Origin of the sequence: Shimia sp. R9_1 (assembly GCF_017743775.1) — a bacterium.
Taxonomy (GTDB): domain Bacteria; phylum Pseudomonadota; class Alphaproteobacteria; order Rhodobacterales; family Rhodobacteraceae; genus Shimia.
On record NZ_JAGHRN010000006.1, the window covers coordinates 208,670 to 222,122 of the forward strand.

Annotated in this window: 11 protein-coding genes; 5 read left to right on the forward strand and 6 right to left on the reverse strand. The window is 58.7% G+C overall.

Translation table 11 applies throughout. The features are described from left to right. Positions 1-6 precede the first annotated feature (6 nt). The 3 genes from J7399_RS18185 to J7399_RS18195 form a co-directional block, all read right to left on the reverse strand. Complete coding sequence (locus tag J7399_RS18185; protein WP_209088513.1) at positions 7-942, reverse strand: hypothetical protein; 936 nt, start codon at positions 940-942, stop codon at positions 7-9. A gap of 370 nt (positions 943-1,312) precedes the next feature. Beyond that, complete coding sequence (locus J7399_RS18190; RefSeq protein ID WP_209088517.1) at positions 1,313-2,029, reverse strand: response regulator; 717 nt, start codon at positions 2,027-2,029, stop codon at positions 1,313-1,315. Continuing rightward, positions 2,022-4,268 carry an ATP-binding protein gene (locus tag J7399_RS18195; RefSeq protein ID WP_247742954.1) on the reverse strand — a complete coding sequence of 749 codons (2,247 nt, stop codon included), beginning with the start codon at positions 4,266-4,268 and terminating at the stop codon, positions 2,022-2,024. The genes J7399_RS18190 and J7399_RS18195 overlap by 8 nt, the downstream gene beginning before the upstream one ends. Before the next feature lie 246 nt (positions 4,269-4,514). On the opposite strand from J7399_RS18195, the gene J7399_RS18200 reads away from it, so the two are divergent. From J7399_RS18200 to J7399_RS18220, 5 genes are all read left to right on the forward strand, one after another. Beyond that, entirely contained in the window at positions 4,515-5,342 is an 828-nt protein-coding gene (locus J7399_RS18200; protein WP_209088520.1) for an alpha/beta hydrolase, read from the forward strand. Positions 5,343-5,375: 33 nt separating this feature from the next. After that, positions 5,376-6,248 (forward strand): class I SAM-dependent methyltransferase, encoded by an 873-nt coding sequence (locus J7399_RS18205; protein ID WP_247742955.1) that lies wholly within the window; start codon positions 5,376-5,378, stop codon positions 6,246-6,248. Positions 6,249-6,398: 150 nt separating this feature from the next. Continuing rightward, positions 6,399-6,761 (forward strand): group 1 truncated hemoglobin, encoded by a 363-nt coding sequence (locus J7399_RS18210; protein ID WP_209088523.1) that lies wholly within the window; start codon positions 6,399-6,401, stop codon positions 6,759-6,761. Position 6,762: 1 nt separating this feature from the next. Next, positions 6,763-7,818, forward strand: a complete 1,056-nt coding sequence (locus J7399_RS18215; protein ID WP_209065456.1) for an adenylate/guanylate cyclase domain-containing protein — start codon at positions 6,763-6,765, stop codon at positions 7,816-7,818. 258 nt (positions 7,819-8,076) lie between these two features. Then, the gene (locus J7399_RS18220) at positions 8,077-10,398 is read left to right on the forward strand and encodes a PAS domain-containing hybrid sensor histidine kinase/response regulator (protein ID WP_209088526.1); all 2,322 of its coding nucleotides are present in this window, start codon (positions 8,077-8,079) and stop codon (positions 10,396-10,398) included. Between the two features lie 60 nt (positions 10,399-10,458). On the opposite strand, the gene J7399_RS18225 is transcribed toward J7399_RS18220, so the two are convergent. The 3 genes from J7399_RS18225 to J7399_RS18235 are packed head-to-tail and all read right to left on the reverse strand — an operon-like array spanning position 10,459 to position 13,359. Next, a complete protein-coding gene (locus tag J7399_RS18225) occupies positions 10,459-11,799 on the reverse strand; it encodes a TRAP transporter large permease (RefSeq protein WP_209088529.1) in 1,341 nt (446 codons plus the stop codon). Next, positions 11,799-12,296, reverse strand: a complete 498-nt coding sequence (locus J7399_RS18230) for a TRAP transporter small permease (protein WP_209088532.1) — start codon at positions 12,294-12,296, stop codon at positions 11,799-11,801. Before J7399_RS18230 ends, J7399_RS18225 begins: the two co-directional genes overlap by 1 nt. A 7-nt stretch (positions 12,297-12,303) precedes the next feature. Beyond that, positions 12,304-13,359 carry a C4-dicarboxylate TRAP transporter substrate-binding protein gene (locus tag J7399_RS18235; protein ID WP_209088535.1) on the reverse strand — a complete coding sequence of 352 codons (1,056 nt, stop codon included), beginning with the start codon at positions 13,357-13,359 and terminating at the stop codon, positions 12,304-12,306. Positions 13,360-13,453 lie beyond the last annotated feature (94 nt).

Genomic DNA, 13,453 nt, shown 5'->3' on the forward strand with positions numbered 1-13,453 from the left:
CCCACCTCACCCTGCTGCGGGGTTTGTGGGTTTCGGCCCGCTCGCACGGATTGCGAGCGCTTTTTTCATCACGTCAAACCAGAACGCCGCCCCAAGGCTGATGGCCAGCACCGTGATGGCCCATCCCGCCAGTGTTTTAAGGCTTTCCTGCGCGGTGCAGAAAGCATCGGAAAAGCTCTGCCCCTGCCAGCCAAGCGGCAATATGGCCAAATCGTCCAGCCGCGCTTGCGTATCGTCTGGCAGCGGCTGGCCCTCAGCCGCCGTCGCCTCCGCCGCCGCCACAATCCCCTCACGCAGGTTAGAGTCCTTCCACAACAGCTCCATATAGGTCAGCGCATTGGCATTGATCGCCACCACCAGCCCGATCGACAACAGCACGCTGACAAACTGGCTTTTGCGTTTGTACCAGCCACTTGCCCGATCCATGGACTCGTCAAACCACTGCGCCAAACGCCGCTCCGCCATTTCGGCGCGCCGCTGCAGGGGACGGTCAAGATCGCTCGCCTGCCCGATCATCAAGGTCAGCGAGCGTTTGAGCACACCCTCCGGCATGTCCCGCACGATCTCGGGCGCCATGCCAAACAGCTCATCCACCGCAACCGGCAAGGTGGCACCATTGCCATTCTTGCTGCGCAACGCATCCAACAGCGCCGTCGCAAAGGCACTGCTTGGCACATAAGACGGCCCATTCCCCATGAGGCCAAACACCCCGCTGCGCGGTTTGCCGCGATAGAGGTGGCGCATCGCCGGATGCTCCATGACCTCACGCACGAAGCTTCCGTCCGGATCTTCCAGCAGGTTCCTGAGCGCCACCACCAGATTGGCAGACCGCATACCAAGCAATCCCGTCAGCATCTCCTGCGCAGCGGTGATCACGATGCTCAATGCCAAAAACAAAAAGGCAACGCCAATAAACAGCTCTAATACAACTGATCCAAACACAGTTGCGCTCCCATCTCAAAAGAAGTTCGGTCCAATTTAGCGAATGCGCTTTGCCGCGCACAAATGGCTTACAGCAATAGAATTCAGGCGCGCACGCCGTTCAAATTCTTCAATAAACTCTAACAGTTTTGGTATCTTAGGGCAACTGAGCGTACCGGGGCCAGTAGGAGATTCCACACCTGCAGCATTGTGAATATCACACCCATTTCGCATGATTGCATATACAAAACAGAGATTTAAATGGGCATCCGTGCAAAAAGGATCAGAAGAATAAAACGGCAAGTCTTCGCCGAATATATTATACAAATACAATTTCTACCTAAGATTGATATTTCTCGTCAGAGCTGACCCGACTTTCCCCCAAGCCCCGTCAGTCCTCAGGGTCATAGACATACCCGATGCCGCGCACCGTGCGGATAATGGTCGGCTTTTCGGGATTACGTTCAATCTTGCGGCGCAACCGTGAAATCCGGATATCGATGCTGCGGTCAAATGGATCCCAGGAGCGGTCATGGGCCTGCTCCAGAATCTGATCCCTGTTCAACACCCGCCCCTTGTTGCGCGCAAAAACCTTCAGGAGGTTGAACTCCATCGCCGTCAGCGCCAGCTCATCGCCTGCGTCCGAGACCATTTTTGCCGCCTCCAGATCAAGGGTAAACGCGCCAAACCGCGCGGTGGTGGCGCCATCGCTGCTCTGCCCCTGCGCCTGCGGCGCGTCCTGCCGTCGCAAAACCGCCTTCAGCCGGGCCTCCAGCTCGCGCAAATCCACAGGTTTGCCCAGATAATCATCCGCGCCCATCTCCAGACCAATGATCCGGTCCACCACATCGCCCGCTGCGGTGAGCATGATCACCGGCACCGGATTGTCCGGGCGCAGTGATCTCAGAACCGAAAGCCCGTCCTCACCGGGCATGTTGATATCCAGCACAATCAGATCAACCCGCCCTTTGCCAAGCGTGGCGCGCAATTCCTCGGCGTTGGCCGCGCTCAGCACGTGATAGCCGCGCTTGGTCAGATATTCCGCCAGCATCTCGCGCACATCGATCTCATCGTCACAGACCAAAATCTTGGTTGCCTGATCACGCATCGCGCCCCCCACCTTCCGCCATGATGTCCTGCACCAGCTGCCGCAGCTCTTCCGGCGCAACCGGCTTTTCCAGATACGGGCGACCCGCTTCTTGCAGGGTTTTCTGCGAGGTTGGCCCCATCGTATCACCAGTGATGAAGGCGATCCGCGACACCATCTCCGGATGCTCGCGCTTGAGCTTGACAAACAGCGTCTTGCCGTCCACATCCGGCATGTTCAGATCGCTCAGCACCACGTCATAGCCCTGCCCCGCCAGCCGCTCCAAAGCCTGCGCGCCGGAGCCGACCTGATCCACAAGATAGCCCTCACGCTTCAGAACCTCCGCGATCAGCGCGCCAATGTCTTCTTCATCATCCACCACCAGCACACGGCCCACCGCCTGCGCCTCAGACGCGCGGGTGCTGTCGCCTTGCGCCGTGCCATTCTGCGGAGCAGCTGGCAAACGGATCACAAACCGGCTGCCGGAGACAGCCTGCCCATCCAGCCAGATCTGACCGTTGTGGGAGTGGATAATGCGATGACAGAACGCGAGGCCGATGCCGGTCCCGCTGCCAATCTCCTTGGTAGTGAAAAACGGCTCAAAAATCCGCGCACGGATATGGTCCGGCACGCCGGGGCCATTGTCACTGATCGCAATTTCGATCTGGCTGCGCGCTTTGACCGGCCGCGCCGAGATGCGGATCTGATCTCCCAGACCCGAGGTTTTGATCGCCTGCCCGGCATTCATCACCAGATTGATCACCACCTGCGTGATCTGATCCGCATCCGCGTGGATTTCCGGCAGATCCGTCTCCGGCGCATAGGCAATCTGAATGCCATCCTGCTGTTGCCCGTACCCAGCCACATCCAATGCGGCGCCGATCACATTGTCCAGATTGACCCGCTCCATGGAGGTGGGCCGCTGCCGCGCCATCGCCAGAAAGGTCTTCACAATCCGCGCACAGCGCTCCGCCGCTGCGCCGATCTTCGCCACCCGCCGCTGGGTTTCCGGATCGGTCACATCTTCCTGCAACATCAGCGCATGCCCCACCACAATCGACAGCGGATTGTTCAGCTCATGCGCCACCCCCGCAAGCAGCTCCCCAAGGGCAGACATTTTCTCATTCTGATACAGCAGCTCCCGCTGCGCGGCCAATTCCTCCTGCAGGGCAAGCTCATCGGTCATGTCCCGCGTGCTAGAAACAATGACCTCCTCGCCCTTGAAATCGATCAGCTGTGCCGAAACCGCTCCCCAAAACCGGGTGCCATCGCCTTTGATGTATTCCGCCTTCCGGTTGCGCACGACACCCGCCGCCCGCAGTTCTTTGAGATAGCGCGCCCGTTCCTGCGCCTCCACATAATAGCTCTGCGCGCTGTCCCCGTTCCCGAACAGCGCCAATGTCTCAGGGCTTGAAAACAAGGTCTCTCCCGTGGCCGCCTTGGTCATCTGCAAAGGGATCGGACAGGCTTCCAGCACCTGCTGGATCAACTGCTGCGCCTCGACCTCCTTGGTCAGGTCCACAACACTGGAGACAATCACATCCTCGCCGCGATACTCCACGATCCGCGCGGAAATAGAGGCCGGAAACTCACGCCCCTTCGCCTGCACCCGCAGGTAATAATTGTCGATCTGTCCCATCGCGAGCAGCTCGGTGACAAAATCGGCCCGGTCATCGGGGTTCACATAATGATCGCGCGCAGACTTCGTGTCGCCAAACAGCTCCCGCGCCGCCGGAGAGCGGTAAATCAGGCTGCCATCGCCCACACGCGCCATGGTCACAATCGCCGAACTCGCATCCAGCACCGTCCGGATCAACAGATCCCCGTCCCGCGTCGCGGCCTCTGCCTTCTTGCGGTCGGAAATATCCGTGCGGGTCACAACAAACCCGCCCATCTTGGTGGGATGGGTCGACACAAGGTAGTGGGTGCCATCGGTCTGCACCAACTCAAAGTCGGTCACATAGTCATGGGTGGTCTGCAACCGGTCAGAGACCCAGGCATCCTCGCGCCCAATCGCATCGCGATAAATCCCGCGCCGCGCGCTTTCGCGCATCAGGATTTCCCAATCCAGCCCGGGATGCAGCAGATCGGCAACCCCCGCATTCATCTCGATGTATTTCTGATTGCAGACCACCAGCTTGCGGTTGTCGTCATAGAGCGCAAACCCCTCTGACAGACTTTCAATCGCATCGCTCAGCAGCTCGTGAAAACGATCCGAACCCGTATCAACGTCTGTGTCCATGTCTGTCTCAGAGGCCATGGCTTATCCCTATCCGGCCCAGGTTTCAGTTGGTTTTCAGAAGCAAATTCGCGTGTTTCAATTGTTTCAGTAATTGGGCGCAGTTTGGCACGCCACAGGCAAAAACGCCAAAAATCCCTGCGCCCTACCCCGCATCTCCCCGCATTTGACCCGCGAAACAACTGAAACATCAGCCCGCCTGCACAGACATCACAGTGAAACAGCCACAGGCCAAATCTGGGTCCGTAACCAGTGTTTGGAGTAATGATGATGCACCCCCTTCCCAACAGCCTCACCCGCGAAACGGCTCCGGTGGTCGCTTTGCATTCTTCAGCCTCCGGCGCCCATCAGTGGGACGACCTGCGCACCCAATTTTCCGATCGCTTTGAGCTGCACGCCTGGGATCTGCCCGGCTATGGCAGCGCAGACGGCCGCGCCGATGAGGGCCAAGGCGTGTCCCGCGCCGCCCTTCCGATCATCCGCAAAATCGAGGCGCTCAAGCAGCCCGTGCATCTGATCGGCCATTGTTTTGGCGGCGGCGTGGCGCTCAAAATCGCCCTGCTGCGTCCCGAACTGGTGAAAAGCCTCACGCTTTATGAACCCGCAGCCTTTCATGTTCTGAAAGCCGCCGACGCCGAGGGCCGCTCTCTGCTGGAGGGGTTCAGCGCCTTGGAAACACAGCTGTCTCAGCCCAAGTCCGCCTCTGATCTTCAAGGTTTCGTCGATTACTGGACCGTCCCGCAAAGCTGGGCCTCCCTGCCTCCGGAGCGTCAGGACAAACTGGTCGAACTTGCCCCCAAACTGCTGGAGGATTTCCGGGATCTGGAAAGCGAACAATGGAACCTCAGCGATCTGCAGAGCCTGCGCATCCCCACGCTGATTATGGTCGGGATGGAATCTCCGACCCTTTCGCAGGCCACCGCACAGATGATTGCGCAGGAGGTCGTGAACGCCGAGCTCGCCCTGCTCCCCGCCATGGGCCACATGGCGCCGATCTTTGATCCCGATTGGGTCAATCCCCGCATCCTGCAGCACATCGCGCGTGTTCAGAAAGCCGCGCGCCCCGTCACTTGGCCTGCGCGTGTCGCGGCCTGATCCCGCCCCGCCCTCTCATCAAAGGAGACCCTCATGACCCTCGCAAACCCTCTCTTCAACCTGACCAAAACCTCCCCCCGAAAGGACAGCACCATGACCACCCAAGCCCCTGACTACAAAGCCATCAAAACCAAGCAGAACGCCGCTTGGTCCTCCGGTGACTACGCCAAAATCGGCAGCACCCTGCAGATCACCGGCGAGATGCTGGCCGAGGCCACCGCCCCCGCCCATGGCGCAACCGTGCTCGATGTGGCTGGCGGCAACGGCAACGCCACTCTGGCCTTTGCCCGCCGCTGGTGCGCCGTGACGTCCACCGACTACGTTCCCGCGCTTTTGGAGGCGGGCCGCATCCGTGCTAAGGCTGATAAGCTTGAGGTCACCTTTCAGGTGGCAGACGCCGAAGACCTTCCCTTTGAGGATGGGCAATTTGACATCTCAACCTCCACCTTCGGGGTGATGTTCACTCCCAATCAGGAACAGTCCGCGCGCGAAATGTCCCGCGTGGTGCGCGCCGGTGGCAAAATCGCCATGGCCAACTGGACCCCGGACAGCTTCATCGGCCATCTCTTCAAAACGCTTGGCCGCCATGTGCCACCCCCTGCCGGGGTGCAGTCTCCCGCGCGCTGGGGCAATCGCGACTGGATCGAGGAACAATTTGGCCCAACTGCCGAAACCATTGCTTTTGAACTGAAAAACTTCAATTTCCGCTACGCTTCACCGGATCATTTCATCGATTTCTTCCGCACCTACTATGGCCCCGTGCACAAAGCCTTCCTCGCGGTTGGCGACGCGGCAGAGGCGCTGGAAACAGACATGCGCGCCACTATCGCACAGTTCAACGTCGCCACCGACGGCTCCATGATCGTGCCATCCGAATACGCGGAAATCGTCATCACCAAACGGTAACGGCACCCGCTTGACGACATGCCTCCCCCCTGCGGACATCGCGCTGTACTGCCTCACGGCAATGCCCCCGATATCCGCAGGGTTCCTAAATTAACCATTTTTTGTATGATGCAAGACACCGAGCATTCGGGCTTTGAAAAGGGGGGGACTATGTCAAGCCAATCACTTTTCGAGAAATACGGCGGGTTTTCCAACGTCAGCCGCGTGGTCATGGCCTTTTACGACACGCTTTTGGACAGCGACGATATCGGCCCCTTCTTTGATGACATCGACATGTCCAAGATGGTCGACCACCAGACAAAATTTGTCGCCACCCTGCTCGGCGGTCCGGCCTCCTACACCGACCACCAGCTGCGCCAGCTGCATTCCCATCTCGACATTCAGGACCCGCATTTTGACGAGCTCAAAGTCGTGCTGTCAGGCACCCTGCGCGATCACGGCTTTGACGAAAGAGACATCACCGCAGTCCTGCAAGAGTTTGAATCCCGCCGCCCCCTGATTGTGAGCCCCTGAGATGACCATCGAAGCCATCAACGAACAGCTCCTGCGCGCGATTGGTGTTGGCGTCGCCCTTGTCGGCCGCAGCGACCTTAAGTTCCTGTTTTACAACAACACTTTTGAGGAGTGGTTTGAGGACCGGCTGGAAACCGACGAGCTGCTCAAAGTGTTTGAGGATCTCAACACGGAGGAGCTTCACGCCGCCCTCGATGACGCGGGCCAATACACCGCTGAAATCCGCCACCGTAAAAAGCGTCGCCAGCTGGTGATCGCAGCGGATTTCACCTCCGCCACCGATGGCGATCAGGAGCTGATCGTGCTGGTCTGCCAGAACATCACCCGCATCCGCGAGCTGGAGTCGATGATCGATTCCTATTCCATGATGGTTGAGCGCAACACGCGCGAAATCAAACGCGAAAAGGAGCAGGTGGAGAAGCTGCTTCTCAACATCATGCCCCGTTCGGTCTATGAGGAATATAAGGCCTTCGGCGTGGTCACGCCCCAGCTCTATGATCCGGTCTCCGTCCTGATGCTGGATTTTGTCGGCTTCACCGACATGGTGGCCTCCGCAGATCCCAGCGTCACGGTGACCGAACTCAACGACATCTACAGCGCTTTTGACCGGATTGGCGAGCAATTTGGCTGCGAGCGCATCAAAACCATCGGCGACGCCTATATCACCGTCGCAGGGCTTCCCGATCCCACCCCGGATCACGCCCGCGCCGTGGCAAACGCCGCCATCCGGTTTGTGCGCTATCTGGAGCGGCGCAACACCAGCCACCCCAACCAATGGCGCTGCCGCATCGGCATCGCCTCCGGCGCCGTGGTTGGCTCTGTCGTGGGCATCCAGAAATACGTCTATGACATCTTCGGCCCAGCCGTTAACCTCGCCACGCGGCTACAGGAATTTGCCGAACCGATGCAGATTTCTGTACAGGACGAGGTCGCCGCAACCCTAAAAGATCAGTTTGATCTGCAAGCCTTGGGCGCAAAAGACATCCGTGGCTTTGACCGTCAGGAGGTCTGGAGGCTGCTGGATGTCGGCATCGAGAAAAAGCTTGCGGGATCATAGCGCCCGCAGGGTCAAACGCGGGTCTCGCACCGCTCAGTTTTCGAGCAAAATGCGGATAAAACATGTGCCCCAAATACAGATTTAACTCATTGAAGTAATTACGTTTTCGCGAGTATTCATCATGGATTTGAGCCTCTCTTCCCCCTATAGATAACTTGTTACACACGTACTGCGGGTCTCCAGAAGGTGACACGTGAGGTTGGCTCTCATTTGGGCCGAGAGTTCCTTACTTGGTCGAAGTTCTGAGAGGTGACCTGGATGACCACTGCCTATGACTTTTTTGGCGCGCCTGCGCCGGACGTGGCAGATGATTTTGACCCAGCCTCCACCCCGATCTCCGCGCTCTGGCAAGTGGATCTGATAGAGAAAACCGTCTGGTGGAGCCCCGCTGCACAGGCGCTTCACGGCGTCGACCCCAGCTATCAGCCACGGTTTGAAAACGCTTTTGAATTTTGCCTGCCCCAATACCGTGAGGTCATCCAAAACGCCTTGCACCGCAGCATTCAGGAAGCAACGCCCTGGCGGTTTGAATTTGTCGCAAAACGCCCCGATGGTCAGGAAATCAAGCTCGCAAGCGCAGGCCACCCCGTTTGCCAAGATGGGAAAACCACACAGCTCATTGGCCATTTCGAACCTCTGGAAACCGGCCAGCACATTGCGGCCAAGACCCATCGCCCTTCTGACCAACTCACGCTGGACGACCTGAGGGAGCTGCACGCCGTTGTTGACGAAACCGCGATCCTGTCAGTCTCCGATGCCGCCGGGAGAATTCTGCACGTCAACAAGAACCTGCTGCGCGTGTCCGGATACACAAAAGACGAGCTGATCGGCAAAAACCACAACCTGATGAACTCCGGCCATCACAGCAAGGCGTTCTTTCACCATATGTGGCAGTCCATCTCACGCGGAAAAATCTGGCGCGGAGAGATTTGCAACCGTAGCAAGCAAGGCGAAACCATCTGGTTTGACACAATTATCTATCCCGTAATGGGGCCAAATGGCCGCCCGATCCGGTTTATTGCCCTACGTTTTGACATCACGGAGAAGGTGCGCACCAGTCGGCTGATCTCAGCCTTCTTTGATGTGTCGCACGCCCCAAATGTCATTTTAGATGACAACGGCTGCATTCAGCGGGTCAATCCGGCCTTCTGCGCCGCGTCCGGCCATTCCAAAAACCACCTGCTGCATCACCACATCAGCGATTTCATCGCGCCCCATGACCACGACAAGGTCACCAAGGCTCTGCGCAAAGCGCGGCTTGGACAGAAGGCCAATGCCCTGCAAACTGCGCTGCAGGATCGCCACGGCAGCAAACGCATTCTGGATCTGCGTTTCACCCGGTTTGAGGGGCAGATCTTCGGCTCCGCCAACGACATCACAGAGCAATGGCAGCGGCAAAAGTCTCTGGCGCAGGCCCGCAAGGCCGCGGAAGAAGCGAACCAGTCCAAAACCGCGTTCCTTGCCAATATGAGCCATGAAATCCGCACGCCGCTTAACGCGATCATCGGCATTGCCGACAGTCTCCACCGCGACGAAGGCCTCAGCGCACGACAAAGGGATCTCGTGCAGACAATCTATGAATCCGGCGACATGCTCGAAGGGCTGCTGTCTGACATTCTGGATCTCTCCAAAGTCGAAGCAGGCAAACTGCAGTTTGAGACCATTCCTTTCGCCCCGCTGAAAGAGGTGTCCGCCGCGCTCAGGCTGCACCGGGAACAGGCCGATGCCAAAGGTGTCACCTTCTCTTTGACCAGTGAGTTAGACGAAACCGACCTTGCGGGCGGCGACCCGCTCCGCCTGCGGCAGATCATTTCAAACCTCGCCTCCAACGCCGTCAAATTCACCGATCAGGGGCAAATCACCTGCACGCTGTCCCTCAAGAAAACCGCCGGCAAACCCACGCTCACGTTTGTCATCGCCGACAGCGGCATCGGCTTTCCCGCAAAATCGGAAGGCAACGTCTTTGAACGCTTCCAGCAGCAACGCAAAAGCGACAGCCGCAAATTTGGCGGCACAGGTCTGGGCCTCGCGATCAGCTCCGCTCTGGCGCAGAATATGGGCGGCGCGCTCACTGTGACCTCAGCGCCGGGCAAAGGCGCCACCTTCACGCTGAAGCTCCCGCTTCAACCAGCACAGCCCGCCACATCCACGGTCGCAGCACCAGTGGGGATCGCCGATGATATGAACCTGCGCGGACGCCACGTACTGATTGCCGAGGACAGCATGGTCAATCAGAAGGTCATCAGCCTCGTGCTTCAATCTGCCGAATGCGAAATCACCTTTGCCTCCAACGGCTTGGAGGCCTTGAAAATCTTTCAAGCCCCCAAGAAGCCGATTGATCTTGTGTTGATGGACATGCGGATGCCGGTCATGGATGGCGAACAATCGGTGCGCCGGATGCGCGCCTTTGAGGCCCAGACCGACAAACAGCGCACCCCCATTCTGATGCTCTCGGCCAACGCCATGGCCCACAATGTGCGCGACGCTTTGGACGCGGGCTGTGACGGCCATGTGGCCAAACCGGTCCGCCGCGACGTGCTTTTTGGCAAGATCGACAGCTGCCTGAAAGCCGCCTCTTAGGCGACCGGCCCCGATCCTCTCTCAGATCAAGGGCCGCCAGTTCACGCCCTACTCCGCGCCTTACCCCGCACCGGTGGGAATCCACAGTGACAGGATCGGGAAGGCCATGATCAGCCCCAGCACAATGATATCCACAGACAGGAACCGCGCGATCCCGGCAAAAATCCGGTCAATCGGCGCCTCTTTCCCCACCACATTGGCAATCACAAAGACATTGAGCCCCACCGGCGGCGTGATCAGCCCGATCTCCAGCAGCTTGATCACCACAACGCCAAACCAGATCAGGTTCAACCCGTAACTCTCCACCAGCGGCACCAACAGCGGCAAAGTCAGAACCATGATGCCAATCGGGTCAAGGAACATGCCCAGCACCAGATAGATCAGCGCAATACAGATCATCAGCACCACCACGGACATATCCGCCGCCGACACAAACTCCACAATCGCAGGCGCAATGCCGGTCAGCGCGATGAAGGACACAAAGACCTTGGCCCCCGCCGCGATAAAGAAGATCGCCGCCGTTTGAACACAAGTCTCCTTCACACTGTCCCAAAGCCCCTGCAAGGTCAGCGTGCCTTGGGCAAACCCGATCACCGTGGCAGCCGACACACAGACCGCCGCCGCCTCGGTCGCGGTGAAAATCCCGCCATAGATGCCGCCCACAATGACCACAAACAGAAACAGCGCGGGCCAAGCGGCAATTGCGGCGGCCTTGCGCTCTTCCGTGCTGTAGGTTTCGCCAACATCCGGCGCAATATGCGGCGCGCGCAGCACCCAGATCCAGATCACCGCGACAAAGCCCAGCAGCGTCAGCAATCCGGGCAGAATGCCTGCGAGAAACAGCTTTGAAATCGAGGTTTCGGTGAAAATCCCGAAGATGATGAACAACACTGACGGCGGGATCAGCGATCCCAGCGTGCCCCCGGCCGCCACACTGGCGGTGGCCAGTCGCGGATCATACCCCATCCGCAGCATTTCCGGCGTACAGATCCGTCCCATGGTCGAGGCACAGGCAATCGAGGATCCGGTGATCGCCGAAAACCCGCCACAGCCAATCACGCTGGCCATGGCCACCCCACCCGGAATGCGGGTCATCCAGACCTTGGCAGCAAAGTAGATTTTTGTCGTGATTTCCGCGCGATAGGCGATATGTCCCAGCGCCACGAACAGCGGGATCATCGACAGCGAATAAGAGTGTATGAGATCAAAGGCGTTGTTAAACACCATCGACGTGGTGGCGCGGATCGCGCGTTCCGGCATGAAGGTGCCGGTGCGAAACGCAAAGATGACAAAGGTCGCCACAACCGCCACCGCGCCAAGCGCAAAGGCAATCGGCACCCGAAGCGCCAGCAAAACCAACACGGTCGCAAAGGCGATCAGCCCAATCGTTGCCGGATCCATCAATGGCCTCCTTGGTCACTAACGGTCTGCCCGTTCAGGATCGTTCTGATATCAGAGATGGCCAGCATCAGAAGCCTCAGCCAACAGGCCGACAGCCCCAGCACAAACAACAGCCGCCCCGGCCATTTTGGCAGACCAAGATCGCCAAAATAGAAGCTCCCCGAGCTCCATTCCGCCAAAAACGCCCGCCCACCGGCATAGATCATCGGCGCCAGCGCCAGCAGCCCGACGAGGGAGCCAAACACGATCAGCCAAGATCTCAGCCTCGCCGGGAAACGGTTGGAGACGAACTCCACCACCACATGAGCGCGCTGCGCGGTTGCAATCGCCAGCGGCAGCAGCACCGCCGCCACCATCAGCTCTTCGACAATGATATTGCTGTCAGGGATATTGCCGCCAAAGCTCCGCGCAATCACATTGGCTGTGATCAGGACACCCATCCCGATCACCGCCAATGCCGCGCAAGCCAGCAGCGCCCGCTCGCATCGCTTGATCATCTTCAGCTCAGTTCGTCTGACGGTCCCAGGGATAGCCCTCGCTGTCCCGTGTTTCGGTCCACTTGGCGATCAGCGCTTGATATTCCGCAAGCATCTCTTCACCCGGCATGCCCGCCTTGGCGGCATTTTCAGACCAGGCCGCAACAAACTGCTGGCCTTTTTCCACCAGCGCGGCGCGTTCTTCCTGCGCCAGTTCGATCACCTCAACACCGTTGTCTTTCATCTGGGTGATGGCTTTTTCATTGGCTGCGGTGATGATGCGGCCAAACTCATCCGCCATGTCCGAGCCAACGTCCATCAACAGCGCCTGCTGATCCGCGCTCAGCGACTGATAGCTGTCCTTGTTCATGAACATGCCAACGCCGCCAACCTGACCCCAGTTCAGCATCGTATAGCTGTCCATGACCTCATATTGCTTCAGCGCGGCCACCGCATAGGAATACCCCTGCGAGCAATCGATCAGACCGGTATCAAGCCCTTGATACGCATCATAAATTGACATGCGCACCATATTTGCGCCCATCTCGCCAAAGACCTTGCCATAAGCGCCCACACCGCGCACTTTCAGGTTCTCGACGTCTTCTGCGGTGCGGATGGCGGCGTCTTTGCAGCCAATGTTCACCTGACTGGTTGTCCAGGTGCCGATATAGACAAGGTTCTTGGCGTCCAGATCCGCCTGGATCGCCGCGTTCGTGCGCATGAACTCATCGGTTGCGCGCATGCCAACCCAGGCGTCCGGGTTGTTCAGCGGCAAATCTGCGATGCCATAGCCCACCAGCTCCTGCGGGTAGTAAACCGCAATAACCGTGCCCAGATCCGCAATGCCGTCTTTCACGCCTGCAAGGGCTGCGTTGGCTTTGAACAAGGCCCCGCCCCACTGAACATCAATGCGCATGTCGCCTTCCGAGCGCGCCGCAACCTGTTCGGCATACCACGACAACGCCGCCGCCCGCGCCCCGCGGTTCGGCCCGGCTTCACCGTGGATCAAGACTGTTTCCGCCCCGGCTGTGGCGGCGCATCCCGCCAGAACGGCGGCTCCCAAAAATTGTTTGATCTTCAACATATCACTCCTCCCTTGACATGTCTTTTCCGCTATGCGAAATTTAATTTCGCGCAGATAAGTTAACGCTAGTGCCGCGTCAGAGACCACGCAAGTG

Excerpts from the sequence above, each read along its gene's own strand:
- J7399_RS18225 (WP_209088529.1), bottom strand. The coding sequence starts at position 11,799 with ATGGATCCGGCAACGATTGGGCTGATCGCCTTTGCGACCGTGTTGGTT.
- J7399_RS18215 (WP_209065456.1), top strand. The coding sequence starts at position 6,763 with ATGACCATCGAAGCCATCAACGAACAGCTCCTGCGCGCGATTGGTGTT.
- J7399_RS18220 (WP_209088526.1), top strand. The coding sequence starts at position 8,077 with ATGACCACTGCCTATGACTTTTTTGGCGCGCCTGCGCCGGACGTGGCA.
- J7399_RS18235 (WP_209088535.1), bottom strand. The coding sequence starts at position 13,359 with ATGTTGAAGATCAAACAATTTTTGGGAGCCGCCGTTCTGGCGGGATGC.
- J7399_RS18230 (WP_209088532.1), bottom strand. The coding sequence starts at position 12,296 with ATGATCAAGCGATGCGAGCGGGCGCTGCTGGCTTGCGCGGCATTGGCG.
- J7399_RS18195 (WP_247742954.1), bottom strand. The coding sequence starts at position 4,268 with ATGGCCTCTGAGACAGACATGGACACAGACGTTGATACGGGTTCGGAT.
- J7399_RS18200 (WP_209088520.1), top strand. The coding sequence starts at position 4,515 with ATGATGCACCCCCTTCCCAACAGCCTCACCCGCGAAACGGCTCCGGTG.
- J7399_RS18210 (WP_209088523.1), top strand. The coding sequence starts at position 6,399 with ATGTCAAGCCAATCACTTTTCGAGAAATACGGCGGGTTTTCCAACGTC.
- J7399_RS18190 (WP_209088517.1), bottom strand. The coding sequence starts at position 2,029 with ATGCGTGATCAGGCAACCAAGATTTTGGTCTGTGACGATGAGATCGAT.
- J7399_RS18205 (WP_247742955.1), top strand. The coding sequence starts at position 5,376 with ATGACCCTCGCAAACCCTCTCTTCAACCTGACCAAAACCTCCCCCCGA.